Raw genomic sequence first — 26037 nt, 5'->3', positions numbered from 1 at the left:
ACCGGGTTAACGCCCGGAGATCACTTCAGTGACGACGTCGTGCATGACCCCGTTATTCACCTGAATCACTGCTTTGTGCGGGTCAAAACGCAGCACGCGCGAAAGCGCATCGCCGCGCTGATCGTCCAGCAGTGAACTCACCTGCTTGCTACGCCAGCAGTGACGCATCTGCGCCACGGTCAAACCAGAGCGTTGCTCCAGCTGCTGCGCCAGCCCCAGGTCGTCGCTTTCGCCGCGCAGCAAGGCGCGCACCGCCGCTTCGTCCGGCGCATCGACTAGCTGCTGCAGCCAGCTTTTCAGCTGATTGCCTTCGGCGATAAACGGCGAATAGATCATGCAAACCAGTTGGGTTTCATTGAGGCCAAATGCCTGTTCGGCGAACTGCGCGGCACGCTGGCGGGCGCGCTTAATCGCTTCATCGTCCTGATAACGTGCCGCCATCTCATCAATCAGCTGCGGCGGGAAATCTTTTTTCACCATCAGCCCGAGCGCAAAGCGCACATATTCGCGAATGCCTTCGGCGTAGCTGCGCTGCAACAGCGTCTCCGCACGCAGACCGCGAATATGTGCCATTAATGTCGGGTTCCCGCAGTCCGATTCGGAGAAGCTGAACATCAGTTCATCAAAGCGGAAATGCATAAATTCAGTCAGCAGCGCCCAGTGCGCGCCCGCTTCATAGGCGGTGTCCTGATAGATATTGAAGAACAGCGGATCGCGTTCCAGCTGCCAGGTAATGCGGTGCGCGGGCGTCACCTGATCGGCACCGTAGATATCGGCGAAATAGCGCTCGGCCACGCCATCCAGCGTCTGCAGGAAGCCGCTAAAGCCGCGCGATTTATCCGCCACCGGAGCCGCAAACAGCCGCGAAAGGTGGCGCGCCCACGCCAGATAAGCGGTTTGTTCCTGCGGCGAATCGCCGGTGATGATCACATCAACGCCGCCGTCGTAATGCGCCGCCAGGCCAAACGAGTTCACCATGCTGAGATTACAGGCGTTACAAAACGTCGAGCGCGCATCGGCGCGGAAGCGATGGCCATTCATCAGCACATCGTTGCGATTCTGCTGGCGCACGCTGTCTGGCATCGGTAAATGGCGATCGAAGTGGCGGATTTGCAGGCCGTCAGTCACCAGACATTCGGTAAAGTCATCATCGTGGATGTGCAACACGCGATACACGCGATCGATATTCTCCATTACGCTGTCGTTCATTGCTGCATGGCGATTGGTGCTGATGCGCAGCTGAAAGGTGCTGCCATGTTGCTGCCAGATCAGCCCCTGAATGTAGCGCACGTACGCCACCATATAGCTGCTGTCTTTGCCGCCGCCGTAGGCCAGCAGCACGCGGTTATTCTCCGGGTGAGTGGCATCCGGGAGCGCGGCAAGTAAACGGCGTGAACAGTGTTGCGCGGAATCAATAATCGTGGGGGTGAGATATCCACTAATCTCTCGCATCAGGGTGGACAGATTATTCATTTTTCACTTCATCCTTTGGCTAAAAAGTCGCTGCTGCCGTGCTGGCGGCATCAGACGGGAAATGGGCCACGAAGGTGCTACGGAATGAATGCCTTAAAGACGATTGCGCGGGTTATCAATTAACTAATGCAGCCTAAAGTACTTTGAATGTAATCTGGTGAAAACGCACAGATCCGGACGAAATAGGGTGGAACAGATGGCGGGTGAAACGGAACAGGGCAGTCGTTACCGTCAAATCGCAGAGCAGATAAAACAAGCCATTCACAGCGGCTCGCTGCCGCCCGACAGCCGTTTACCGTCGGTGCGCACGCTGGCGACGCAATACAGCGTCAGCATGACCACCGCGCTGAAAACATTACGCACGCTTGAGGATGAGCACTACGCGGTGGCGCGTCCCAAGTCCGGTTTTTTTGTCGCCCCGCGGCCTGTTAATAAAACCTTTCCCACGCTCATCAACGAGCAAGCGCGCGAAGTGGCGCCGCTCGATGAGCAGACCGAGCTGCATCTGGCGATGCTCGGTTCAGACTGCCGCGTGCGGCTGGATCTGGCCAACGGCGACCTTTCACTCTATCCGGTGAAGAAGATTGGTTTGCTGATGCGCCAGATGGGTTACAGCAAACCGGCGCTGCTGGGGAATACCGTAAAAGGCACCGGCTACGCGCCGCTGAAAAATGAAATTGCACGCCGCGCGGTGGATTATGGCTGCAATATCAATGCGGATGACATCCTGATCACCAACGGCTGCATCGAAGCGATTTCGCTGGCGCTACGCGCCACCACGCGGCCAGGCGATATCGTCGCGGTGGAATCGCCGTGCTATTTCGTGTTGCTGCAGATGCTGCATAACCTCAATCTGCGGGTGATTGAGGTGGAAGCCGGGCCGGAAGGTTATGTCAATGTGGAAAAACTCACTTCACTGTTCCAGCGCAAAGCGGTGCAGGCGTATCTCACCATCAACAACATCAATAATCCGCTCGGCAAAAGCATTCCCAACGAGCAGAAAGCCTATATCGCGCGTCAGGCCGACGAGAACGATGTGGTGATCATTGAGGATGATATCTTCGGTGATACCGCGTTTGGCGAGCGCCGTCCGTTCCCGATGCGTGCCTTCAGCCCGAACGCTATTTTGTGCAGCGGCTTCTCGAAAACGGTTGCGCCGGGCATTCGCATTGGCTGGGTGCACAGCAGCAACTACATGCGCAAAATCGCCTCGCTGAAATACACCACCAGCATGGGCACGTCGGTGTTGTCTCAAGCAGCGATTGCCGAACTGCTGCGCAGCGGCGGCTATGATGCGCATCTGCGTAAGCTACGGCGCGAGTTGAAGAATCAAATCCAGCATATGCGTCAGGCGGTGCTGCGCTACTTCCCGCCGGGCACGCGGGTGTCTGATCCTGAAGGCGGCTATGTGTTATGGGTGGAAATGCCGATCGGTGCGCTGAATGTGCGCGCGCTGTTTCTCAAGGCGCGCAACGCGGGTATCGGTATCGCGCCGGGCCACATTTTCGCTACCGATCACCGCTACGATCACTGTTTTCGACTCAATGCCGGTTTTGGCTGGAATGCCGAAGTGGAGCAGGCGATTCAACAGCTGGCGCAGTGGTGCCAGCTATCTATAACGCAGGGATAGCGCAATAGATTGCGCCGCTACGGAATGTGCACACAATCGTAGCGGCGCGATTCATCGCGCGATTTTGAAGCTTTAATTCTTAAACGCGGCTTCCAGCTCTTCCGCCAATATCTGCACCGCGCGCTCAATCTTCTCTGCATCCGGCACATAGTTCATGCGCATGCATTGATGGGTGTGTGGCCATTCATGTTCCAGCCCGGGGAAGAAGAAGTGGCCGGGCACCATCAGCACGCCGCGCGCTTTCAGGCGCTGATACAGCGTTTCGGTGCTGATCGGCAGATCGCGGAACCACAGCCAGAGGAAAATCGCGCCTTCGGGTTTATGAATCAGGCAGCGATCTTCCGGCAAATAGCGGCGCAGAATCGCAATCGTCTCGCTGACTTTGGCCTGATAGAACGGCTTAATCACCTCTTGCGACAGCCGCAGCAAATCCCCGCGTACGATCATCTCATTAGCAATCGCTGGGCCGATGCTGCCCGGCGCCAGGCTAATAATGCCGTTCATGTTGCCAATGGCGGTGATAGTGCTCTCATCGGCGACGATAATGCCGCAACGTGCGCCGGGCAGGCCGAGTTTCGACAGGCTCATGCACAGAATGGTATTGGGGTTCCACAGCGGGCGCGCTTCGCTAAAGATGATGCCGGGGAACGGCACGCCATACGCGTTATCAATCAGCAGGGGTACGCCGTGCTGCTGCGCCAGCGCATCCAGCTGCAGCAGTTCATCATCGGTGATCACGTTGCCGGTTGGGTTGGTCGGGCGTGAAACGCAGATCAGGCCGACATCGTCATTCAGCGGCAAATGGTCGAAATCAACGTGATATTTGAACTGGCCTTCCGGCAGCAGCTCAATGTTTGGCTTGGCGGAGACAAACAGATCCTCTTCCAGGCCGGCATCGGCGTAGCCGAGATATTCCGGTGCCAGCGGGAACAGCACGCGCTTTTTGCTGCCGTCGGCGCGACGTCCGGCGAACAAGTTGAAGAGATAGAAAAACGCACTCTGGCTGCCGTTGGTCAGCGCGATGTTTTGCGCGGTTAATGGCCAGCCAAGTTCCTCACGCAGCATCTTCGCCAGCGCATCCAGCAGCAGCGCTTTGCCGCGCGGACCATCGTAGTTGCACAGCGCTTCGCTCAGCTGGCCGTCCTGATGCATCTGCATCAGCAACTGGTTGAAATAGTCATTCATCGCCGGGATCTGCGCCGGATTACCGCCACCAAGCATGATGGTGCCGGGCGTGCGCAGGCCTTCACCCATGTCTTCCATCAGACGTGAGATGCCGGAGTGTTGAGTAAATTTGTCGCCGAACTGAGAAAAGGACATAGGAAGTTAAAACGTTGTGAAATCGAATGGGGAACCACCATAGCGCCCGCCGCTGGCAGGCGCAATGGGTAAAAGGCAAGCTTAGCCTTGGATCTGCGGGTTAACGCAGTTTTTCTCGACTTTGCCGCTCAGGGCGGCGATCAGGTTATCTACCGCGTCGCGCGCCATGCCGTAACGGGTTTCATGGGTGGCGGAACCGATGTGCGGCAGCGCGACCACGTTCGGCAGCGTCAAAATTTCGGCATCGGCAGGCACCGGTTCAACTTCGAACACATCCAGACCGGCGGCGTGGATAGTGCCGTCTTTTAGCGCTGCCGTCAGCGCCTGCTCATCCACCACCGGACCGCGACCGGCGTTGATCAGAATTGCGCTTGGCTTCATCAACTTGAGCTGCGCCGCGCCAATCATATGGTGCGTCTGTTCGGTCAGCGGCAGGCTGATGCAGACAAAATCACTCTCTTTCAGCAAGGTTTCCAGATCGCAGGCACTCGCACCAAAGTGGGTTTCCGCTTCTTCATGCTGACGACGCGCGTTGTAGAGAATGTTCATGCCGAAGCCAAAGTGCGCACGCTGCGCCAGCGCGAGGCCGATGCGGCCCATGCCGAGAATGCCGAGGGTTTTGTGGTGCACATCGATGCCGAAATGATCCGGTCCGATGCTCTTTTTCCACTCGCCGTTTTTGACCCACTTATCCAGCTCGGTCACGCGGCGCGCGGTGCTCAAGACCAGCGCCATCATGGTGTCGGCGACGGTTTCGGTTAGCACGGTTGGCGTATGCATCAGCAACACTTTGTGTTGATTCAGCGCATCAACGTTGAAGTTATCGTAACCCACCGACACAGTGGAGCAGGCGCGCAGCGCGGGCATTTTTGCCAGCAGCTCGCCATCCACTTTGCCGCCAGAGCCGAGCAAACCTTGCGCCTGTTCGAACTGTGCCGCGTGCTTTTCGATAGTTTCCGGGGAAATGTCATGCACTTCAGTGACGGTGAAATGGGCATCCAGTTTGGTGCGCAGGTCATCTGGCAGGCTCTTATAAAGAATCACAGCAGGTTTCATCTTTTGCTCCCTTTAAAATGTAGGGGAGGCTTTAAGGCCTCCCGAATCGATTACGCGTGCTTCGCCCCGTGAACGGGCGGCGGCGTTTTGTTCTGGGCGGGTTTGACGATCAACGTCAGCCAAACCGAAGCCAGCAGCGCAGCACCCATGAAAATGTAGGAGGCGGCAGGCGAACCGGTCGCGCCATTAAGATAGCCTACAATCCACGATCCGACGAAGGAACCCAGTGCGCCCATGCTGTTGATTAATGCCATCGCACCACCGGCGACGTTGCGCGGCAACATCTCCGGAATGATGGCGAAGAACGGACCATAAGGCGCATACATCGCCCCACCGGCAATTACCAGCAGCGTATACGACAGCCAGAAGTTGCTGGAACCCACCAGATACGAACCGAGGAACGCCAGCGCGCCAATCAGCAGCAGCGGCCAGACAAACAGTTTACGGTTCTGAGTTTTATCCGACGCCCACGACACCACGATCATCGCAATGGTCGCCACCAGATACGGCACCGCAGACAGCCAACCGGCTTCCACCATGCCCATCTGCGAACCGTTACGCAGAATGGACGGCAGCCACAGCACGAAACCGTACACGCCGATGCTCCAGGCAAAATATTGCAGGCACAGCAGGATCACGTTGCGATTACGGAACGCTTCACCGTAGTTACGTACCGCTTTAATCCCTTCCTGCTCTTTTTGCAGCTGCGCCTGCAGCGCGGCTTTCTCGCTTTCGCTCATCCATTTGGCCTGGGCAGGTTTGTCCTGCACCAGGAACCACCAGGCCACCGCCCAGATCACTGCCGGGATGCCTTCAATGATAAACATCTCGCGCCAGCCAAAGGACTCAATCAGATAGCCGGAAACCACCGACATCCACAGCACCGTCACCGGATTACCGAGGATCAGGAAGGTATTGGCGCGCGAACGTTCGGATTTGGTAAACCAGTTGCTGATATAGATCAGCATCGCCGGCATTACCGCCGCTTCCACCACGCCGAGCACAAAGCGGATCGCCGCCAGCATCGGAATGTTGCTGACCACGCCGGTCAGCGAGGCGCAGCCGCCCCATAAAATCAGGCACCAGAAAATCAGCTTCTTCACGCTGCGACGTTCGGCGTACAGCGCGCCGGGGATCTGGAAGAAGAAGTAGCCGAGGAAGAACAGGGCGCCCAGCAGCGATGACATGCCTTTGGTGATGCCGAGATCGTCATTTATCCCTGCGGCAGAGGCGAAGCTGAAGTTCGCCCGGTCCAGATACGCCAGACTGTAGGTGATAAACACGATGGGCATGATAAACCACCAGCGTTTTGGCGCGATTGTCTGCGATTTCATGGGTGACTCCTCTGGTTGAGGTGGACGCATTCAGTGGATGCGCCTCGCGATATTGTTGTAGTGGGTACAGCTATTTGGTTTCGTACGGACCCGTAGCGGCGCAATTTATTGCGCTTCTGGCAGCGAAGCCGCTGCGAAAAGCGCGCGATGCATCGCGCCGCTAAGGGATTGTGCTGTTATCAGTAATCGCCCAATGCCGCGCGCGTCGGCAGGCCTTCACTGTCGCCAGCGACCTGAATCGCCAGCGAACCGATCTTATTACCGCGCAGAATCGCCTGCGGCAGGGATTTGCCCTCCAGCAAAGCGCTGATCAGCCCAACCGCAAAGCCGTCGCCGGCACCCACGGTATCGACCACATTCTCGACGCGAATCGGTGCGACCTGGCCTTGCTGGCCGTCGGCGGTTTTGTACCAGGCGCCGTCGCCACCGGTTTTGATCACTACCGCTTTCACCCCTTTATCGAGGTAGAAATCGGCGATGGCTTCCGGCTGGCGGTAGCCGGTGAGAATCAAACCCTCTTTCTCGCCCGGCAGCACCCAATCGGCGTATTCCGCCAGATGATTGAGTTGCTTACGCATCTCCTCTTCGCTGCGCCATAACACCGGACGCAGATTGGGATCGAAGGAGATGGTTTTGCCCCGCGCGCGCATCTCTTTTGCCGCGTGTTGCGCCAGGGCAAGCGAGCTGTCAGAGATTGCCGCCGCCACGCCGCTCAGATGCAGATGGCGCGCGCTGCCAAAGTAGCCGTCGTTGAAATCGTCGGGCGACAGATGGCTGGCGGCGGAGCCTTTGCGGAAATATTCGACTTCCGGATCGGAGCCGTCATCGACGCGGGATTTGAGCTGGAAGCCGGTGCGATAGCGCGCGTCCGTGGTGACGCAGCGGTGATCGACGCCCTCTTTTTCCAGCTGTTGCAGTGTGAAGCGACCAAAACTGTCGTCGCCGACGCGGCTCACCCAACCGACCTGCAAACCGAGGCGCGCCAGGCCAATCGCCACGTTGAGTTCGGCCCCAGCAATGCGTTTGACGAAGCCTTCTGCTGCGGCGAGATCGCCGGTTTGCTGGGCGATAAACATCGCCATCGCTTCACCAATCGTCACCACATCCAGCGTTTTTTGCGTCATCACCGGCTCCTTACGCTGCACGCAGCAGGTCAACGTAATGGCGCGTGACCGCCAGCAAATCCGCGCCTTCCAGCGGGAATTCGATGCCGCGCGGTGCGTCGGTTGGCAGCGCGTTCAGCAGCGTGCGCCAGCTATCGTCGGCCTGATCCAGCGCGATCGCGCGGAAAGTAGCGCCGTGTGGCACCGCCGCTTTAACGTGGATGTAGCTAACGTAGCGACTGAGTTGCGCGGCGGCCTGCAAACCGTCTTCGCCGGTCCACTGCCAGTTGCCCATATCGAAGGTCATATCCAGCGGCAATGCGGCATCGCAAGCCTGATGGAAGAAGCGCAGCATCGGCGCCAGTTTGCTGTCTGGCGTTTGATCGTTCTCAACCACCAGCGTCACCGTTGATGCTTTAAGTACATCGAGCAGCGCGCGCGCATCAAGTTCAACGAAATGGCCAAGCGCCACTTTCAGGCGCTGAGCGCCGATTTGTTCGGCTTCCTGCAGGAACTGCGCCAGACGCGGATTCAGCGCACCATCATCCAGCCACAACGCTTCCGGCACGGAATAGCTGGCGCTCAGCTGATGCTGGGAAATCGCATTGCCCAGCGCATGCAGCAGGCAGAGTTCATTTTCGTTGAACAGCTCGCGACGAATTTCGACGCCATCTGCGCCGGCCTGTTTGATCAGCGGCAACAGCGCGGCCTGGCCACCCAATTCCGCTACTTTCTGCGCGCCGTATGCGGCAGTTACAACAATAATTTCTGGTTTCATCACGTTTCTCCGGGCATGACCACATCCCATTCGTTATAAAAAACCTAAATGGAACCGGTTCCAAAGGAAAGGCGCAGACCGTGAAATTATGATCATGCTCACGAAGTGAGCCATAAAAGGCCGGCTTAGCGCAGCGGCTGGCTGGAGCCGCGTACGATCAGTTCGCCGGAGAAGAGCTGTTCGCTGACCGGTTGCTCGCTGCCCTCAATGCGCGCGATAACCTGCTCCAGCGCGGCGTAACCAATCTGCCAGGTGGGCTGTTTCAAGGTGGTGATGCCGACGCCCGCCAGCGCCGCCCATTCCAGTTCGTCAAAGCCCAGCAGGCCAATCGCTTCGCCCCAGCGCAGCGCAAGGCGCTGCAGCGCGCGCGCCACTTGCAAGGTCAGCGCGCCGTTGGCGGCGATCACCGCACAGCGTTTGTCGGGATGGCGCTGGTGGAATTCCCGCAGCTGTTTTTCCAGCGCGTCGGGCTGATGCAGCGCTACCTCGGCATTCTCTGCCGCAATCTGAGGTACGTTTTTTACCGTATCGTAGAAGGCGCGCAGACGTTCACGGCGCGTATTAACGCTGCCGAGCGGCTCGCTAAGGAAGAGCAGGGCTTGATAGCCGTTATCCAGCAAATGTTGGGTCGCAACCGTGGAGGCTTCAACGTTGTTGAGCCCCACCATATCGCAGGCGAAATCAGGGATTTTCCGGTCAATCAATACCATCGGCAGCATCGACTGTTGCAGGCGATTGAGCACTTCTTCATGCATGCCCACGGCATTAACCACAATGCCTTCCACCTGATAGCTGCTGAGCAGTTGCAGGTAATGTTGTTCGAGATCGACTTCATTGTTGGTGTTACACATCAGCAGGGTAAAGCCCTGCGCACGACACGCCGCTTCAATGCCGCTCAGCACGTCAACCGAGTATGGATTGGTGATGTCGGCAATGATCAGGCCAATCAAACGCGTGCGGCCGCGTTTCAGTCCGCGCGCCATCTGGCTGGGACGATAGTTGAGTTCGGCGATGGCCTGTTCGATACGGGCTTTGAGATCGGGCGAGAGCAGATTCACTTCGCCATTCAGATAGCGGGAAACGCTGGTTTTACCGGTTTTTGCCGTACGGGCAACGTCACTGATTGTGGCTCGTGGCGGCCTGGTTTTCATTGCTTACACCTGCTGAAAAGAAACAGGCGAAGACTAACACAGCTCGCGCCAGGCGCAATCATTGCGCGTCAGAAGTGAGTCGCAGCACCGGCTGCCAGAGCGTTTGCAGATCGCCAGGCGGCACATCATCGAGCAGTTGCAGCACCATTTCGGCGATGCGCTCGCCAATGTGCTGCTGCGATGATTGCAGAATGGTGTTCACCGGCTGATCGACAATCGAATCGGGCGGCAATCCATCATACACATACAGCGGAATCGCCTGCGCGCCCTTAAGGCGGGCCGCCTGCTGCAGCGCAATCGCGGCACCTTCACCCAGCGTGCTGCAATCGGTGATGATCGCCTGCGGCGCATCGCCTTGGGCCAGCCAGGCATTGGTTTGCTGATAGCCGGAGCGGCGCGTGGCGGGTAGCGCGGCCATCAGGGATTGATCGACCGGCGCCTGATGCTGAATCAATGCATCAATAAAACCCTGGCGGCGATCGAGGATGTACGTTGCCGTTTCGTTACTGCCGAGATAAGCCAGACGCGGCCACCCTTGTTGCAGGCAGTGTTCTGCCGCCAGAAAGGTACCGGCGTGATTATCGTAATCAATCCACGCGTACGGCAGCGGCAGCTCGCTGCGGCCGAGCGTCAGGAAGCGGAAACCCTTCTGCTGCAAGCGTTGCAGTCGCGCATCCTGCGGCAGGGTGTGGGTTAAAATCAGCGCATCGATGGCGCCGCTGCGCAGCATGCGGATCAGCTTACGCTGTTGCCCTTGCGGTTTGTCAGGCAGCAACAGCAAATCAATATCGTGCTGGGCGAGGCGTTGATCCAGCATCAGCAGCATTTGGCTGTAATAGCTGTCATTGAGCGAGGCGTGGCTGATGGGAAAGAGCAGACCGACCGCATTGGCGCGCCCGGTTTTCAGGCGGCGGGCAGCGTCGTTGGGGCGATAGCCGCGCGCATTCGCTTCGTCTTCAATGCGTTTACGCGTGACGGCCGCTACATCGTCATAGCCATTTAGCGCCCGGCTCACGGTAGTAACAGAGAGGCCAAGGGTAGCGGCGATGGCTTTGAGTGACATGATAGCGTCCCACTGATCAATTTTTGATCACGCTAGCATAAAGGAAAAGGCGGCTCTATCGGTTACGAATTTTTTAGCTTTTTCTAACAAAGATGGCGTCAAAAGAGGCGAAAAAATGTGACAAAAGCCGATCTGTTCGTGCAGATCGGCTCTTTACTTTTAGCCCAGCGGGCTGAGGGTGATCTCAACGCGACGGTTCTGCGCTTTGCCGTCTTCGGTGCTGTTGCTGGCAACCGGATTATCCGGGCCTAAACCCTGGGTGCGCAGACGGTTTTGCGCCACGCCTTGCAGAATCAGACCGCTGGCCACGCTTTCGGCGCGCTGCTGTGACAGGCGCATATTCAGCGCGCGCGTGCCGGTGCTGTCGGTGTAGCCCACCACATTCACGGCGGTTTTTGGATACTCTTTCAGCACCATCGCCACGCCGGTCAGGGTGTTGGCGCCCGCCGGTTTCAGGTTGCTACTGTTGGAATCAAAGGTGACGTTATTTGGCATGTTGAGCACGATGTTGTCGCCCTGACGTGTCACGCTGACGCCGGTGCCGCGCATTTTGTCGCGCAGTTTCGCTTCCTGCACATCCATATAATAGCCCGCGCCGCCGCCCAGTGCGGCACCGGATGCTGCACCAATCAGCGCACCTTTACCGCGATCTTTCTTCGACGACGACAGCACGCCCACGCCCGCACCCAGCACCGCGCCCAAACCGGCGCCGATACCCGATTTGCCCGCCTGCGATTCGCCGGTATAGGGATTGGTGGTACAACCCGACAGCGCGAGGCTGCCGCTCAGTAACAAGGTCAGCGCCAAAATACGCTTATTCATGAAAAATCCCTCACAGATTTAAACGGGGAAAAGCCCCAAAACGGCACTATTATGCCGTTCAATTATGGGGAAATGCGTGAGGGTCAGTCTTAATTTGTAAACTTTTGCTTTAAAGATTATCAGGATGGCAAAAACAGCTGGTTTGATGATCGTTAATTAAGCCGCAGGCCTGTAGAAATGAGTGGCAGGTTGTGGGGCCGACGAATTTAAAACCACGCTTCTTAAGTGCTTTCGACAGCGCAATGGCGGGCTCGGAGGTCGTTGGCGCGTCTTTGTAATTCGCGTAACGGTGCAAAATCGGCGTATGGTCGACAAAAGACCAGATAAAGCGTGAAAACTCCTCTTCGGTAGCTTCCAGCGCCAGCAAGGCACGCGCATTGTTGATGATCGCTTCCAGCTTGCCGCGATGGCGAATCAGTCCCGCATTTTGCATCAACCGTGCCATGTCGCTTTCATCCATCAACGCCACGGCTGCGGGATCAAATTCATGGAACGCGCGGCGGTAGTTTTCGCGTTTTTTCAGTACCGTAATCCATGAAAGTCCGGCCTGTTGGCCTTCAAGACAGACCATTTCAAATAAGACTCGCTTATCGGTTTGCGGCACGCCCCACTCTTTATCGTGGTACGCCAGATACAGTGGATCCTCAGTTACCCAGCCACAACGTTGCATTGCATCACTCCCTTAGCCTATGAAATAGCGGTAGTTCCCTTGACGAATGGCAAAAGCGATTAATAGTTATACAAGGGGCGCCGATATAGATCTTATAAAACCTAAACGCCCATCTCTTCCCGGCTCGTCAGGAGTCCTTCATGTTGCAGAAAAGTCAGCGGACAGGCCAGCATATAATCGCGCTAGCTTTTGGCAGTGTATGGCTATTTTTTCTGGCCGGGAATACCTATGCCTTTGATCAATCGAGCCAGAATAGCGCACCCGATTACAACGCCATACTTGCTGAAAAAATTTCCAGTAATCACCTGATGTTGACAGAAAACCCCGATGCAAACCTGTTTGACGCCGCGCTTAACTCGCCGAATGACTACGCGCTGGTGATGCACAGTGAAACCGCCAGCGTCGGCGCTACGCCTTTTGTTAATCGCTACTCTGCCGGTTGGTCGATGCCGATGAGTAAAGCGGTGAGCACCGGGCCGGTGGCGCAGTTTGCGGTAGATGATTCGACTTTGAGCTGTCCGAAGTGCGCAGGAGTGGATAGCAACAACGCCGAGCACATTGCCTCCGTTGGCTGGCGCGTGGATTCCAGCCTTAGTGGGATATCGCCGTGGGCGCAGGTGAGTTACAGCCATCTGGTAAATGAAGAGTTGCCATCGCCCACCCGCGAACGAGCCGAGGATATCAACGGACGGGAAAGCAATTGGGTGGATGTCAGCGTCGGCGCAAATATGCCGCTGGGGCAAAATATGGCGGCCTTTGCTTCTTTCGCGCAAACTGGCGCAGTGACCAGCGGCGAGCAGTTTATTTATAGCCTGGGCGTCAGCGCCAGCTTCTAATCGGCATAAAAAGAGAAGTGACAAAACCTGAGGTCCATATACTAAGCGCGCTAATCATTACTTTGGTCACAATATGCGCAACAATATTATTCTTATTAGCCGTGAAGTTACGGCCTTTCTCATCAGTGGATTGGTACTCGTTTTCTGTATGGCGATGGTCTACATCGACGTCAACTGGATGAACGATGCCCTGCACGAAACTTCCTTCACCGAAATCACCCAGGAGCTGATGCTCTTGCTCATCGCCACCTTCTATTTCCTCTCGGCCTGGCAGCGGCCATCACAACGCAGCGTGCTGATCCTGGTCGGCGGTTTTTACAGCTGCATGCTGATTCGTGAGATGGACTTCCTGTTCGATTTCATCAGGCACGGCGCCTGGCTGTGGTTTGCGCTGGCGACGACGGCGGCCTGTCTGGCGATGGCCTTCCGCCAGCCGCGCCAAATCCTGCCCGGGCTGGCGTCGCTGGTTCAGCATCGCAGCTGGCAGATGATGGCCGCAGGTTTACTGGCTATTTTGGTGTTTTCGCGCCTGTTTGGCATGCATCAGCTGTGGGAACATCTGATGCTCGATGGCTATAACCGCGTGGTAAAAAACATGGCGGAAGAGGGCAGCGAGATGTTTGGCTACAGCCTGTGCCTGATCGCATCGGCTCGCTATCTTTGGCAAACCCGGCCCCAGCCTGTCGCGGTTCGGGTGCCGCACGCGTCACGCCATGTGGATCGCGCCGAACCGCTGACGATGCCACGCTAATCGCTGCGACCTTTTTGACGATCACTTGTCCTAAAACAGGTACACTTACCGCATAACGCCGGGCTGAATTTGCCGCCCGGCGCACCATGCTGGTTAACGTCAGGTTTCTTCATGTCAGTCAAAATCTTATCTTCAACGTTGGTGGGGCTGGATGGCTTCTGCCATGACCCGCTCGCCGTACTGCAGCAGGCCGATAACGGCACGCTGGCGGTGCTGCATAACAATACGCCGGCGTTTTATGCGCTCACGCCGCAGCGTCTGGCGCAGCTGCTGGCGCTGGAAGCCGCCGCGCAGCAGCCCAATGATGTCACGCTGGATGAGAGTCTGTTTCAGACCGAAAGCGCGCCCATCGCCACGCCGGTGGGCAAGTTCGCGATGTATGAAGGCTGGCAGCCCGATAGCGATTTTCAGCGTCAGGCCGCCATCTGGGGCGTGGCGTTGAGTGAACCGGTTACCGCCGCCGAGCTGGCCACGTTTGTGGCGTACTGGCAGGCGGAAGGCCGTTTGTTCCATCATGTGCAGTGGCAGCAGAAGTTAGCGCGCAGCGTGCAGATGAATCGCGCCGCCAATGGCGGACAGCCAAAGCGCGATCTCACGCAAATCAGCAATACTGATTACGATATTCCCGATGGATTCCGAGGTGAGTAATGAAAACGCCGAACGATCTTTTTAGTCGCCTGAAAAAGATGATGCCGTCCGAAGTGCAGCCGAAATTCAAAAACGGCGCGGAGCTGCTGGCCTGGAACCAGGAGCAGGGCCGCTTGCGCTCGGAAGCGATTGTGCGAGAAAACCGCGCGATGAAAATGCAGCGCATCATGGGGCGCTCGGGCATCCGCGAGCTGCACATGAACTGCTCGTTCGACAACTATCGCGTGGAAAATGATGGGCAGCGCAAAGCGCTGGCCATGGCGCGCGAATACGCCGCCGGATTTGAAAACAGCATCTCCAGTTTTGTTTTTTCCGGTCGTCCCGGCACCGGTAAAAACCACCTTGCCGCAGCGATTGGTAACGATCTGATTATTCGCGGTAAAAGCGTGCTGATTGTGACCGTGGCCGACTTGATGTCGAGCATGAAGGGCACTTTCAGCGGCGGCAGCGATTTAACTGAAGAGCGCCTGCTGCACGATCTCAGCCATGTGGATCTGCTGGTGATCGATGAGATCGGCATGCAGAGTGAATCGCGCTATGAAAAAGTGATCATCAATCAGATTGTTGATCGCCGCTCATCGTCGAAACGCCCAACGGGCATGTTATCGAACCTCGATCCCGCCGGCATGAATTCGCTGCTGGGTGAACGCGTGATGGACCGTATGCGCCTCGGCAACAGCTTGTGGGTGCGCTTTGACTGGGAAAGTTATCGCAGCCGTGTGCGCGGTGATGAGTATTGAGGAGTGCTATGAAAGCAGCCGGTAAAGGTCCAGCACTACTTCGCCTGAACAACCTGAAGCGGGTGATGATGCAACTGCGCACCACCCGCATCACCTCCCGCCAGGATCTGGCATTAGCGCTCGAGCTGAGCAAAAACACCGTTTCACTGATTGTCGATGATTTGCTGGAAGCCGGGCTGATCAATGAGCTCGGCCCGGTTAGCGTGGCGTCAGCGGGACGACCGAAAATCGAAATCTCGTTGCGCGCCGAAAAGCTGAAAAGCGCGGGCATCATGGTGGAGCGCCAGGCAATTCACTGGCGCGTGTGCGACTATTTCTCGCAGGTGATTGCCGAGCAAACCTGGCGCACCGAAACCAGCGATCCCGAGCAGTTGCTGCATGAGCTGGTGGAAGTGTGCCAGACCTTGCACGCGGCACATCCCGAGCTGCTCGGCGTGGCGATTGGTTTCCCTGGCATCATCGATCCGCATCGCGGCTGGGTGCATTTTTCCGCGCATCTGGGCTGGCAGGATGTGGATGTGATGACCATCCTCAGCCACGAGATGCCGCTGCCGCTGCGCATCATGAATAACGTCAAAGCTGCGGCGCTGCTTTCGGTGCAGCAACTCGAACTGAATAAGTCGCAAAGCCACTTCTATCTGCGAATTTCTGAAGGGTTAGGTGGCGCGCTGGTGGAACACGGCGAAGTGTTTACCGGCAGCAGCTGGACGGCGGGCGAGATCGGCCATCTTACCGTGCAACCCAACGGCGAACGCTGTAGCTGCGGTCGCTTAGGTTGTCTGGAAACGCTGGTGAGCAAACCGGCCATTCAGCAGCAGCTGGCAAAACGTAAACCGGGCCTGCGCTGGCAGAATGGCGAGAGCGAACCGGAAATCCTGAAAGAGGTGATGACGCAGGCGGGCACCCACTTGGGCAACGCGTTGAGTCAGGTGATGCAGCTGGTGAATCCGGCCAGCATCATTATTGATGGGCCGTGGAATGCGCAGCCAGCGTTTGTGCAGGCGGTGCAGCAGGCGGCGCAGGCCGGTGCGCTGGCCTTTACCTTCGCCCATACCGCGCTGCATTTCCTGCCGCTGCGTATCGATCCGGCCAACGGCTTAGCGCTGGCGGTGATTGAGCAGTACGAACGCCTGAGTTAACAAGGGCGCCATAAAGGGCGCCCTGCAGATTCGTATCCTTACCGCTTAATGCCGTGGAATATCAAATGATTCGCTCGCCTTCACGGTGGACGTCGTCTCCGGCAACTCTGCTTCGACGTTAAATTTACGCAGCACCAACGCATGAATCTTCTCAAGCGACACGCCGGCCGTTTCTGGCAGATAGCGGAAGGTGAAGAAGTACATACCCAGCGAGAAGATTGCGAACAGCAACAGCGGGAAGCCACCGTGGAACATATCCAGCAGCATCGGGCTGCTGTTCATGATCGGGAAGGTGCTGCTGATAACAAAGTTGGCCATCGACATCGCGCAGATGGAAATCCCCACGCAAATCGAACGAATCTCGGTTGGGAACACTTCGCCCAGCACCGTCCAGACGATCTGGCCCCACGTCATACCGAAGAAAATCATGTAAGCGAACAGGCCAATAACCGCCAGCATACCCGGCAAGTGGTAATAGAAGGCGATGAAGGAGTAGGTCAGGCACACGCAAGAGGTGATTGCGCCCAGCAGCAGCAGCTTACGACGACCGACTTTATCGATCAGCATCATCCCCGCCAGCACGCCAATAAACTGACAAATCGACAGCCAGAAGGTTTGCAGCAGCGCTGAGTCAGTGCTGCCCGCGACGTTTTTCAGCAAGGTTGGCCCAAAGTACTGAATGACGTTGATACCGCTGATCTGGTTACCCACCGCCAAACCGATGCCGACAATCAGCAATGGAATGGTGGTTTTATCCAGACGCAGACGCGATTTGTGCTGCTGCGCGGTTTTATCAGAAAACGAATGTTTGATTTCGTTGAACACGCTCTCGGCATGTTCGCGGTTAGAGATTTTGGTCAGCGTATCCAGCGCTTCATCGTACTTGCCTTTCAGCACGTTCCAGCGCGGTGATTCCGGGATAAAGGCGATGAACAAAATAAACAGCGCGCACGGCACCAGCGCGGTGGCGAGGATGTAGCGCCAGCCCATGTTGATCATCACATCCGGCAAGGTGGATTTGGTGATGAAGTAGTTGGTCAGCAACACCACCGATTGTCCGCCGACGCAGCACACCGCATAGAGCGCGGTGGTACGGCCACGAAACTTCGAAGGCGACAGCTCGGCCAGATAGATAGGCGAAATTACCGACGCCAGGCCAATCGCTAATCCGCCAATCATGCGGAAGATGACGAACACGGTGAAGTTATGCGCCAGCGCCGTGCCGATCACCGAAACGGTAAACAGCAGGGCGGTGATGGCGAGGGATTTTTTACGTCCCAGCTTGTCACTGAGGCGCGGTGCCATAAAGCAGCCGATCAAACTGCCGAGCAGGATATTGGAAACGGCCCAGCCGGTTTCAGCGGGCGTTAACTGGAAATATTCACTTAAGGGTTCGATTGCACCGGAGATAATGGAAGAGTCATATCCCATCAGCAGACCGCCGAATGCCGCGACAGTACAGCAGAGAATGACATACTTCATGTTGTAGCGTTTTTGCCTGGTATCCATTGTTATAGCCCCTTGTCTCTACGGCCTGAACGTTACTTGTCCAGTAAGAGGGTGGTGTAGGTTTCGATGTTCAACTTTTATTCACGCGAGGTCTTCGTGTTGGAATATATGTTCTAAATGATGGTATTTGGATCATTTTTTCCGAAAAGTGTGAGGGGGGTGGCGAAAATTGCTGAATAAGTCGTCAGGGGTATGCTTATAGCTCAATGAAATGATAGGTTTTTCATCAATTCACGCTGTAAGGGCATTGCAAAATTTGCTTTTTATTGGAATTTTCATTCTGTTAAACACGCGGGTTTGCCGAGTTTATTTCACCCGACTGAGCGCACGGGTGCGTTTCATTTTTTAACAGGCAACGGGCATAATACGTTGATTATCAGCCCCTCTTTGCGGACGCCGTAATGAAAACGCAGCGCATCACTCTGGACGATATTGCTACCCTGGCGGGCGTCACCAAAATGACGGTAAGTCGCTATCTGCGCACGCCGGAAAAGGTCAAAACGGAAACGGCGGAGAAAATCGCCAGCGTGATTGCCGAAATTGGCTACGTCGCGGATAGCGAAAATGTCGCAGCGACCAAACAGAACCCACCGCGCATCGGCGTGTTAATTCCTTCTTTTAATAATCAAATCTTTGCCGACTTGCTGGCGGGCATTGAATCGGTGACCAGCGCGCACGGTTATCAAACGCTGGTGGTCAATTACGACTACAACGCCCAGCGTGAAGAGGAGCAGATCGCCACGGTGCTGGCCTTTAACATCAAAGGGCTGATCCTGACCGAATCTGTGCACACCGTGCGCGCAGAAAAATACCTAAACGCCGCCAACATTCCTGTGGCGGAAGTGATGGGGCTGACCGAGGCGCGTGGACGCATCAATGTGGGCTTCGACAACTATCGCGCCGGCTACGACATGACGGCGATGCTGCTGGCCAGCGGCAAACAGCGCGTTATCTATTTTGGTTCGATGTCCGATCGCCGTGATGAGCAACGCTACGCCGGTTATCGCGATGCGGTTGAAGCGGCCGGGTTGCCTGCGGGCCGGATTGTGCCGAACAAGGTCTCTTCGGTATCGATTGGTACCGGCATGATGACGCTGGCGCGCCAGCTCTATCCGGAGATGGATGCGATTCTTTGTACCAATGACGATCTGGCGGTTGGCGTGCTGCAGGAGTGTCAGGCGGCGCGCATTGCCGTGCCACAAGCGATGGCGATTGCCGGTTTTCACGGGCTGGAAATTGGTCAGGCAACCACGCCACGCTTAGCTAGCGTGATCACGCCGCGCTTTGAGATGGGAAAAGTGGCGACGGAGATCATCCTGAAAAAGATCAACCAGCAGCCCACCATCGAGCAGGTCGACCTGCATTATCGCCTTTCAATGGGAGCGACCATTTAAATCACGGCGCATAGCGCAGATGAAGCAGCGGAAAAGGATTTCCCTGACCATCCAGCGGCGAGCGGCCGGTGATGACAAATCCCTCTCGTTTTGACAACTATCGAACTGGATGTGGCGCAGCCATAAATTGGCGAGTTATCGTTATTTATTGGCTTTTGTCCATCACATAGCCAGCTAACGTCTTCTTATAATGCTTATCAGTTAATCGCTGACACCGAAATTTCAGAGCGCACTGATCGTAGCGGCGCAATTTATTGCGCGATAAATCGCGCCGCTACGGGATGTGCGACGATTTATCGGTATCACGGTATTCATTTCGACATCAGGAGGAAAGATGGATATGCACGCCGCCTTTATGCAGCAACTGATGCTCTGGATTGAGGACAACATTGAGCAGAAACTCATTCTGGAAACCGTGGCGCGCCGCGCCGGCTATTCGCAGTGGCACCTGCAGCGACTGTTTCGCAGTTACACCGGCGTCGCGCTGGGCACCTACATTCGCGAGCGCAAGTTAACGGCTTCGGTGATTGCGCTGTTGAACAGCAATATGCCGCTGATGGATATCGCCATCAAATATGGCTTCGACTCGCAGCAAACTTACTGCCGCACCTTCCGCCGCATGTTCGACCTGCCGCCAGGCGCGTTCCGTCGCAAATATCAGCACAGTTTGCCGGACATTGACGGGCCCGCTAGTTTGCTGTTTTTGCATCCGCAGAGTCGGCTGGCGGCGTAAAGTATTTGCCGGGCGTTGAGCCAAACTCGCTGCGAAAAGCGCTGATATAGCTGCTAACGCTGTCGAATCCGACCTGCCACGCCACTTGCTGCACACTTTTGCCCGCCGCCAATCCTTCCAGTGATTTGAGTAAACGTGAAACCTGGCGATAGCGCGTCAAACTCATGCCGACCGCGCTGGCCCAATGACGGCTGAGGCTGCGCGGGCTGAGTCCCGCCCAGCGCGCCAGTTCGGGCCCGGTACGCGTATCGGCGGGGTCGTCCATTAACAGGCGCGCAATCTGCAGTAAGCGCGGTTCCGTCGGCAGCGGTAACGTCAGCGGATGTTCGGTCGATTCATATAACTCATCCAAAAACACTTCGCACAGGCGATGGTAGCGCGCGCTGCCCCAGTGATCGGGCGACAAGATTGCCAGTCTTTCCGCCAGCGGCTCCAGCACCGACGGGCAGGAAAGCAGGACGGGATGATCCGGCAAGGGCGCGGCCAGCGCGTCGTCCACCAATACCGTCCAGCCAAGCACCGGGCCCGGCCCGATGATTGCATGTTCAAAGTAGGGCGGAATCCAGCCAACCAGTCGCGGCGGATTGGCGAAAATACCCGACGGCGTTTTCACCGTCATCAATCCCTGCTTCAAACAGAAGAGCTGCCCGGCGGCGTGGCGATGGGTGAAGGTTTCACGGTCCAGCTGCTTCGCTAACGCAGCGGCAATAACTTTCGGCGCATCCGGCTGCAGCAGGCGTTGACGCAGCTCAGCCTGACGCGGATTGCCGGAAAAAGTCAGAGTATCGGTTGGATGGATTAGCATGCCTGGCTCCACAATGCGATGAAGGAGCAAAGTGGCGGAGATAGGTGGGGAAGTAAAGCGTAGGTGTGTATAAGTTGGGAGGGCCTTCCTAAACTTCCTTTCTATTGAACTTGTAACTAAAACTTACAGGTTACGCTTTGTTCACACTCACCTTTATTTTGCAGTTTTAGAGTGCCATGTGATGGATTGAGACGAAATCCTGAGAGATTACTGACCAAATGCGTCTACAGTTAACCTATCCACCTTCCTTCACTAAGCCTCTGACACCATGAGCCTTTCTCTGATGCATTATCTTCGTGCGCGCCTGCGTTTGTTGATTTCGATTGTCGCTGGCGTGGCCTGTTATTTCTTCCTGCCTGCGCATCTGGGCATGTTGCAGCGTCTGCTGATTGGCTGGAACGTGCTGGCATGGCTCTATCTCGCATTTCTGTGGCTGCGCATGTTAGGCACCGAGGCCAAAGATATTCCGCATATTGCTAAAATCGAGGATGAAAGCGCGACGCTGGTGTTGAGTATGGTAACGCTCACCTGCCTGGTCAGCATTCTGGCGATTCTGATGGAACTCACCACGCTGAAGAGCCTGACGGGAACGCCGCGCGTGCTGCATCTGCTGCTGACCGCGGCAACCTTGGTGGTTTCCTGGGCGCTGCTTCCGACGTCATTCGCCATGCATTACGCGCACCATCACTATCTGCGGCGCAGCAAGGATGTCACGCCGATGATCTTTCCTGAAAAGCCCGAGCAGCCGGGATACTGGGATTTTCTCTACTTCTCTTTCACCATCGCGGTAGCATCGCAAACCGCCGATGTGGCAACGGGCACCACGGATATGCGGCAAATCGCTCTGTTACAGTCGGTGATTTCGTTTGTATTCAATCTGGCGATTTTGGGATTGTCGGTGAATGTGGGGGCGGGGTTGTTGAGTTAGTGGGGGATGAACTGGAAGTGGCGGAAGATCACAGGAGTCGAACCTGCCCAGGACCGCTGGCGGCCCCAACCGGATTTGAAATCCGGCCGCCTCACCGGAGACGACGATCTTCCTTTGAAGATGCCGCAGGAGTATAGCGACAATCGCGGCGGAATTCTTGATCTCAGCCGTGCGTCACAGCACGTTTTCACCGTGAAGTTGCCGATACTCCTTCGGCGTATTGGCGTAACTCTTTTTAAACACCGAATAGAAATATTGCAGCGACGGGTAACCACACATTTGTGAGATCTCATTGATGCTCAGCGAAGAACACGCCAGCAGCTCGCGCGCTTTCTCCAGTTTTTCGCGGTGAATCATGGCGTGAATGGTGTCGCCGGTTTCATCACGGAAGCGTTTTTCCAGATTCGATCGCGAGATGCCGATGGCATCCAGCACCTGTTCAACCTTAATACCTTTGCAGGCGTTAAAGCGGATGTAATGCATCGCCTGAATCACTGCGGGATCGTGCAAGGAGCGGAAATCGGTGGAGCGGCGCGCAATCACTTTTACCGGTGGTACCAGAATTCGTTGCAGTTGCAGAGGCTGATTATCCAGCAGGCGATGCAGCAGTTTTGCCGCCTGATAACCCATCTGGCGTGAACCCTGCGCCACGGACGAGAGCGCCACGCGCGACAGATAACGCGTCAGTTCCTCGTTATCAATCCCGATCACCGTGAGCTTCTCCGGCACCGGAATTTTGAGGTATTCACAGGCCTGCAGCAGATGGCGCGCACGGGCATCGGTGACGGCGATAATGCCGGTTTGCTGCGGCAGGGTTTGCAGCCAGTCAGCCAGACGGTTTTGAGCGTGCTGCCAATTTTCCGGCGCGGTTTCCATGCCCTGATAGACCACGCCTTGATAACGCTCGCGCGCCACCAGCTGGCGAAACGCATGTTCACGCTCTTGCGCCCAGCGTTTGCCGCTGGCTGCGGGCAAGCCATAGAAAGCAAAACGGTTCACGCCTTTCTCTTTCAAATGCATAAAGGCGCTCTCGACCAGCGCGGCGTTGTCGGTGGCGATGTAATGCACCGGCGGATAATCCTGCGGCTGATGGTACGATCCGCCAACGCCGACTATCGGCACCGACACGTTCGCCAGCAGTTTTTCAATCGAGGGATCGTCGTAATCCGCAATAACTCCGTCGCCCAGCCATTCACGGATATTGTCGATGCGGCAACGAAAATCCTCTTCAATGAAAATGTCCCAATCCGTTTGTGATGCCTGTAAATACTCACCGACGCCCTCAACCACCTGGCGGTCATAGACCTTATTGGCGTTGAACAGCAACGTAATGCGAAAGCGTTTCTCATGCATCGTGGCGCACTCTCCTAAATCGACAGCACCTTGCATAGCATGGCACGACGGACAGCAGAAAGAATTTGCGCCACATTGTGATCCCCCACGCGATTACACCCGGCGGCGCGTCGCGGTATCCATCCACACCGCCAGCAGCAGGATGGCGCCCTTGACGATGTACTGCCAAAAGGTCGGGACATCCATCATGCTCATGCCGTTATCCAGCGACGCCATGATAAATGCGCCGATGACCGCGCCCGCCACCGAGCCAACGCCGCCCGCCAGGCTGGTGCCGCCAATCACACAGGCGGCGATAGCATCCAGCTCGGCAATGTTGCCTGCCGAAGGCGAACCCGCGCCAAGGCGTGAGCTCAGGATCAGGCCAGCAATCGCCACCATCACGCCATTGATGGCGAAAACCGCCAGCTTGGTGCGGGCCACATTAATGCCGGAAAGGCGCGCGGCATCCAGGTTGCCACCGATGGCATAAATCCGGCGACCAAAGGCCGTGCGCGTCGCCATAAACATGCCGCCGAGCAGCAGCAGCGCCAGCAGCAAGACCGGCGTTGGCACGCCGCGATAATCGTTGAGCAGCCAGATCGCGCCTAACACCAGAACAGCGGTGACGACCTGCCGCACCAGCGCACCGCTGACGGAAGTTTGCGCCAGACCAAGCTGTTGGCGACGCAGACGCAAGCGCCATTGCCAGAGGATAAACAGCGCCAGGCCAGCAAAGCCGAAGCCAAATCCGATCCCGCCAGGCAGATAGCTTTGGCCAATCTGCGACATCGCCGGGCTGGTAGGCGCTACCGTGGTGCCATCGGTGATGCCGACCAGAATGCCGCGAAACGCCAGCATCCCCGCCAGCGTGACAATAAACGACGGAACTTTGCGATAAGCCACCCACCAGCCGTTCCAGGTGCCGAGCAGCAAACCCATCACCAAAGTCACGACGATGGTGAGCGGCAGCGGCCAACCGAGCCAGACGTCAAAGATAGCTGCAGCACCGCCGAGCAACCCCATCATCGAACCCACTGAGAGATCGATCTCCGCAGAGATAATGACGAACACCATGCCGACCGCAAGAATGCCGGTGATGGCGGTCTGGCGCAGCAGGTTGGAAACATTACGTGCGCTGAGCCAGGCACCGTCGGTGGTCCAGGTGAAGAACAGGGCGATTAGCACAATCGCACCCAGCATCACCAGCACCTGCAGATTTGGCAGCGAGAATTTACCTGGCGCACCTTTACCCGGCGTAGTGAGGCCGCGTTGCGTACTTTCGGTCTTAAACATAGTGTTCACTCCGCAGGGCGGCTTCCATCACCTGCTCCTGAGTCAGGTTATCGTTAATCAGATCGGCTTTGATTTTGCCTTCATGCATCACCAAAACCCGATCGCTCAGGCCCAGCACTTCGGGCAGCTCAGACGAAATGACAATCACGGCAATCCCTTGCTGCACTAGCGAATTGATCAGCAGATAGATTTCCTGGCGCGCGCCCACATCAATGCCGCGCGTCGGCTCATCAAGAATTAAGATTTTTGGATTGAGCAGCAGGCATTTAGCGAGGATCGCTTTCTGTTGATTCCCGCCGCTCAGGCGACCAATCGGCAGTTCCGCCGACGAGGTTTTCACCCGCAGGCGCGCAATGGCCTGATTAATTGCCTGTTGTTCCTGCGCGTCGTCCAGCAGCGAAAGCCGGGGGCTAAATTGGTCCAGCGCGGCCAGTGTGATGTTTTTGCCCACGCCCATTAGCGGCACGATGCCATCCTTTTTGCGATCTTCCGGCACCATCGCGATGCCGTGCGCGATGGCGGCGCGGCAGTCCTTGATACGGACTTTCTTGCCGTTGATATGAATATCGCCCTGCCAGCGTCCCGGCCAAACGCCAAACAGACACTGCACGGTTTCGGTTCGCCCGGCACCAACCAGCCCGGCAATGCCAAGAATTTCGCCGCGCTTCAGGCTAAAAGAGACGTTATCCACCCGGCGGATATGGCGGTTGATGGGATGCCACGCCGTGAGGTTCTCCACCTGCAACACGGTTTCGCCAATCTCGTGAGGGCTATGCGGATAGAGCGCCGTCAGCTCGCGTCCGACCATCATGGTGATGATGTCATCCTCACTCAGCCCGGCGGCCGCGCGGGTCGCGATATGCTGACCATCGCGGATCACGCAGACGGTGTCCGAAATCGCTTTTACCTCGTTGAGTTTGTGCGAAATGTAGATGCAGGCGATGCCATGTGCGCGCAGGTTTTTGATGATGCTTAGCAGCACCTCCGTTTCCTGTTCGGTGAGCGAAGAGGTCGGTTCGTCGAGGATCAGCAGGCGCACCTGTTTATTCAAGGCGCGTGCAATCTCCACCAGCTGTTGCTGGCCTAATCCCAGTTCGCCGACGCGCGTATCCGGCGATACCTGCAGCTTGACCCGCTCCAGCAGTTGCTGGCAACGCAACGTCATGGTTTCGTCATCCACCATGCCGAAACGTCCCAGCTCTGCGCCGAGGAAAATGTTCTCCATCACCGTCAGCTGCCGCACCAGCGCCAGCTCTTGATGGATGATCACGATCCCTTTGCGTTCGGTATCACGAATGGTCTGCGCCTGAATCTCGTCGCCCGCAAAATGGATACTGCCTTCAAAGTCACCGTGCGGATACAGCCCGCACAGGATCTTCATCAGGGTCGATTTCCCCGAGCCGTTTTCGCCGCACAGCGACATCACTTCACCGGCTTCCAGCTGCAGGCTCACGTCATCCAGAGCTTTCACCGCGCCGAAACGCTTGGTGATATGGTTCATTTCCAGCAACATCGGCCTCTCTCCT

At 56.7% G+C, this 26037-nt stretch carries 24 protein-coding genes and 1 tRNA gene; 9 read left to right on the top strand and 16 right to left on the bottom strand.

What is annotated here, in order from left to right:
* Positions 1 to 6: 6 nt before the first annotated feature.
* Positions 7 to 1473 (bottom strand): hypothetical protein, encoded by a 1467-nt coding sequence (locus K5Y33_RS20555; RefSeq protein WP_222235009.1) that lies wholly within the window; start codon positions 1471 to 1473, stop codon positions 7 to 9.
* Positions 1474 to 1669: 196 nt separating this feature from the next.
* Between K5Y33_RS20555 and K5Y33_RS20550 the strand changes: the two genes are divergently transcribed.
* Positions 1670 to 3103, top strand: coding sequence for a PLP-dependent aminotransferase family protein (locus K5Y33_RS20550; RefSeq protein WP_101763882.1), 1434 nt, complete (start codon positions 1670 to 1672; stop codon positions 3101 to 3103).
* Between the two features lie 72 nt (positions 3104 to 3175).
* Here K5Y33_RS20550 and K5Y33_RS20545 read toward each other — a convergent pair whose 3' ends face one another.
* The 9 genes from K5Y33_RS20545 to K5Y33_RS20505 all read right to left on the bottom strand — a co-directional run bounded on the left by K5Y33_RS20545 (position 3176) and on the right by K5Y33_RS20505 (position 12400).
* Complete coding sequence (locus tag K5Y33_RS20545) at positions 3176 to 4423, bottom strand: valine--pyruvate transaminase (protein ID WP_192236810.1); 1248 nt, start codon at positions 4421 to 4423, stop codon at positions 3176 to 3178.
* An 81-nt stretch (positions 4424 to 4504) separates the two neighbouring features.
* Positions 4505 to 5479 (bottom strand): glyoxylate/hydroxypyruvate reductase GhrB, encoded by a 975-nt coding sequence (ghrB, locus tag K5Y33_RS20540; protein ID WP_222235008.1) that lies wholly within the window; start codon positions 5477 to 5479, stop codon positions 4505 to 4507.
* A 50-nt stretch (positions 5480 to 5529) separates the two neighbouring features.
* Positions 5530 to 6813: an MFS transporter gene (locus K5Y33_RS20535; protein WP_101763879.1), complete on the bottom strand. Its 1284-nt coding sequence runs from the start codon at positions 6811 to 6813 to the stop codon at positions 5530 to 5532.
* A gap of 179 nt (positions 6814 to 6992) precedes the next feature.
* Positions 6993 to 7937: a sugar kinase gene (locus K5Y33_RS20530; RefSeq protein ID WP_222235007.1), complete on the bottom strand. Its 945-nt coding sequence runs from the start codon at positions 7935 to 7937 to the stop codon at positions 6993 to 6995.
* Positions 7938 to 7947: 10 nt separating this feature from the next.
* Positions 7948 to 8694: a sugar phosphate isomerase/epimerase gene (locus K5Y33_RS20525; protein ID WP_192236812.1), complete on the bottom strand. Its 747-nt coding sequence runs from the start codon at positions 8692 to 8694 to the stop codon at positions 7948 to 7950.
* Positions 8695 to 8819: 125 nt separating this feature from the next.
* On the bottom strand, positions 8820 to 9845 hold the full coding sequence (locus K5Y33_RS20520; RefSeq protein WP_222235006.1) for a LacI family DNA-binding transcriptional regulator: 1026 nt from the start codon (positions 9843 to 9845) through the stop codon (positions 8820 to 8822).
* Between the two features lie 58 nt (positions 9846 to 9903).
* Complete coding sequence (locus K5Y33_RS20515) at positions 9904 to 10908, bottom strand: LacI family DNA-binding transcriptional regulator (RefSeq protein ID WP_137384838.1); 1005 nt, start codon at positions 10906 to 10908, stop codon at positions 9904 to 9906.
* A 159-nt stretch (positions 10909 to 11067) separates the two neighbouring features.
* Entirely contained in the window at positions 11068 to 11730 is a 663-nt protein-coding gene (locus K5Y33_RS20510) for an OmpA family lipoprotein (protein WP_222235005.1), read from the bottom strand.
* Positions 11731 to 11839: 109 nt separating this feature from the next.
* Entirely contained in the window at positions 11840 to 12400 is a 561-nt protein-coding gene (locus tag K5Y33_RS20505; RefSeq protein WP_222235004.1) for a DNA-3-methyladenine glycosylase I, read from the bottom strand.
* Positions 12401 to 12540: 140 nt separating this feature from the next.
* Between K5Y33_RS20505 and K5Y33_RS20500 the strand changes: the two genes are divergently transcribed.
* The 5 genes from K5Y33_RS20500 to K5Y33_RS20480 all read left to right on the top strand — a co-directional run bounded on the left by K5Y33_RS20500 (position 12541) and on the right by K5Y33_RS20480 (position 16514).
* Positions 12541 to 13236, top strand: coding sequence for an autotransporter (locus K5Y33_RS20500; protein ID WP_192414301.1), 696 nt, complete (start codon positions 12541 to 12543; stop codon positions 13234 to 13236).
* Positions 13237 to 13309: 73 nt separating this feature from the next.
* Entirely contained in the window at positions 13310 to 13987 is a 678-nt protein-coding gene (locus K5Y33_RS20495) for a hypothetical protein (protein ID WP_192236815.1), read from the top strand.
* A gap of 111 nt (positions 13988 to 14098) precedes the next feature.
* On the top strand, positions 14099 to 14635 hold the full coding sequence (dnaT, locus tag K5Y33_RS20490; protein WP_101763871.1) for a primosomal protein DnaT: 537 nt from the start codon (positions 14099 to 14101) through the stop codon (positions 14633 to 14635).
* Positions 14635 to 15375, top strand: coding sequence for a DNA replication protein DnaC (gene dnaC, locus K5Y33_RS20485; protein WP_007893471.1), 741 nt, complete (start codon positions 14635 to 14637; stop codon positions 15373 to 15375). Before dnaT ends, dnaC begins: the two co-directional genes overlap by 1 nt.
* A gap of 8 nt (positions 15376 to 15383) precedes the next feature.
* A complete protein-coding gene (locus K5Y33_RS20480) occupies positions 15384 to 16514 on the top strand; it encodes an ROK family protein (protein WP_137384842.1) in 1131 nt (376 codons plus the stop codon).
* Positions 16515 to 16559: 45 nt separating this feature from the next.
* Here the strand turns inward: K5Y33_RS20480 and K5Y33_RS20475 are convergent, their stop codons facing one another.
* Positions 16560 to 18023: a sugar porter family MFS transporter gene (locus tag K5Y33_RS20475; RefSeq protein WP_101763868.1), complete on the bottom strand. Its 1464-nt coding sequence runs from the start codon at positions 18021 to 18023 to the stop codon at positions 16560 to 16562.
* A 401-nt stretch (positions 18024 to 18424) separates the two neighbouring features.
* On the opposite strand from K5Y33_RS20475, the gene K5Y33_RS20470 reads away from it, so the two are divergent.
* Together K5Y33_RS20470 and K5Y33_RS20465 are read left to right on the top strand one after the other, a co-directional pair.
* A complete protein-coding gene (locus K5Y33_RS20470) occupies positions 18425 to 19417 on the top strand; it encodes a LacI family DNA-binding transcriptional regulator (protein ID WP_101763867.1) in 993 nt (330 codons plus the stop codon).
* Between the two features lie 334 nt (positions 19418 to 19751).
* Positions 19752 to 20150, top strand: coding sequence for a helix-turn-helix domain-containing protein (locus K5Y33_RS20465; protein ID WP_101763864.1), 399 nt, complete (start codon positions 19752 to 19754; stop codon positions 20148 to 20150).
* Here K5Y33_RS20465 and K5Y33_RS20460 read toward each other — a convergent pair.
* A complete protein-coding gene (locus K5Y33_RS20460) occupies positions 20107 to 20955 on the bottom strand; it encodes an AraC family transcriptional regulator (RefSeq protein ID WP_222235003.1) in 849 nt (282 codons plus the stop codon). The two genes, K5Y33_RS20465 and K5Y33_RS20460, sit on opposite strands and share 44 nt — an antisense overlap.
* Before the next feature lie 268 nt (positions 20956 to 21223).
* On the opposite strand from K5Y33_RS20460, the gene K5Y33_RS20455 reads away from it, so the two are divergent.
* Positions 21224 to 21883, top strand: coding sequence for a DUF1345 domain-containing protein (locus K5Y33_RS20455; RefSeq protein WP_101763861.1), 660 nt, complete (start codon positions 21224 to 21226; stop codon positions 21881 to 21883).
* A gap of 18 nt (positions 21884 to 21901) precedes the next feature.
* On the opposite strand, the gene K5Y33_RS20450 is transcribed toward K5Y33_RS20455, so the two are convergent.
* The 4 genes from K5Y33_RS20450 to K5Y33_RS20435 all read right to left on the bottom strand — a co-directional run bounded on the left by K5Y33_RS20450 (position 21902) and on the right by K5Y33_RS20435 (position 26024).
* Positions 21902 to 21996 (bottom strand) — tRNA-Sec (locus K5Y33_RS20450).
* A gap of 61 nt (positions 21997 to 22057) precedes the next feature.
* On the bottom strand, positions 22058 to 23236 hold the full coding sequence (xylR, locus tag K5Y33_RS20445) for a D-xylose utilization transcriptional activator XylR (RefSeq protein ID WP_222235002.1): 1179 nt from the start codon (positions 23234 to 23236) through the stop codon (positions 22058 to 22060).
* Between the two features lie 93 nt (positions 23237 to 23329).
* Positions 23330 to 24511: a xylose ABC transporter permease XylH gene (xylH, locus tag K5Y33_RS20440; RefSeq protein WP_101763860.1), complete on the bottom strand. Its 1182-nt coding sequence runs from the start codon at positions 24509 to 24511 to the stop codon at positions 23330 to 23332.
* Positions 24504 to 26024: a xylose ABC transporter ATP-binding protein gene (locus tag K5Y33_RS20435; RefSeq protein ID WP_222235001.1), complete on the bottom strand. Its 1521-nt coding sequence runs from the start codon at positions 26022 to 26024 to the stop codon at positions 24504 to 24506. Before K5Y33_RS20435 ends, xylH begins: the two co-directional genes overlap by 8 nt.
* Positions 26025 to 26037 lie beyond the last annotated feature (13 nt).

This window comes from Pantoea sp. DY-17 (assembly GCF_019795975.1).
GTDB classification, from domain to species: domain Bacteria; phylum Pseudomonadota; class Gammaproteobacteria; order Enterobacterales; family Enterobacteriaceae; genus Pantoea; species Pantoea leporis.
Note: the sequence above shows the minus strand (reverse complement) of the source record. Positions and strands in the feature narration are given on the sequence as shown.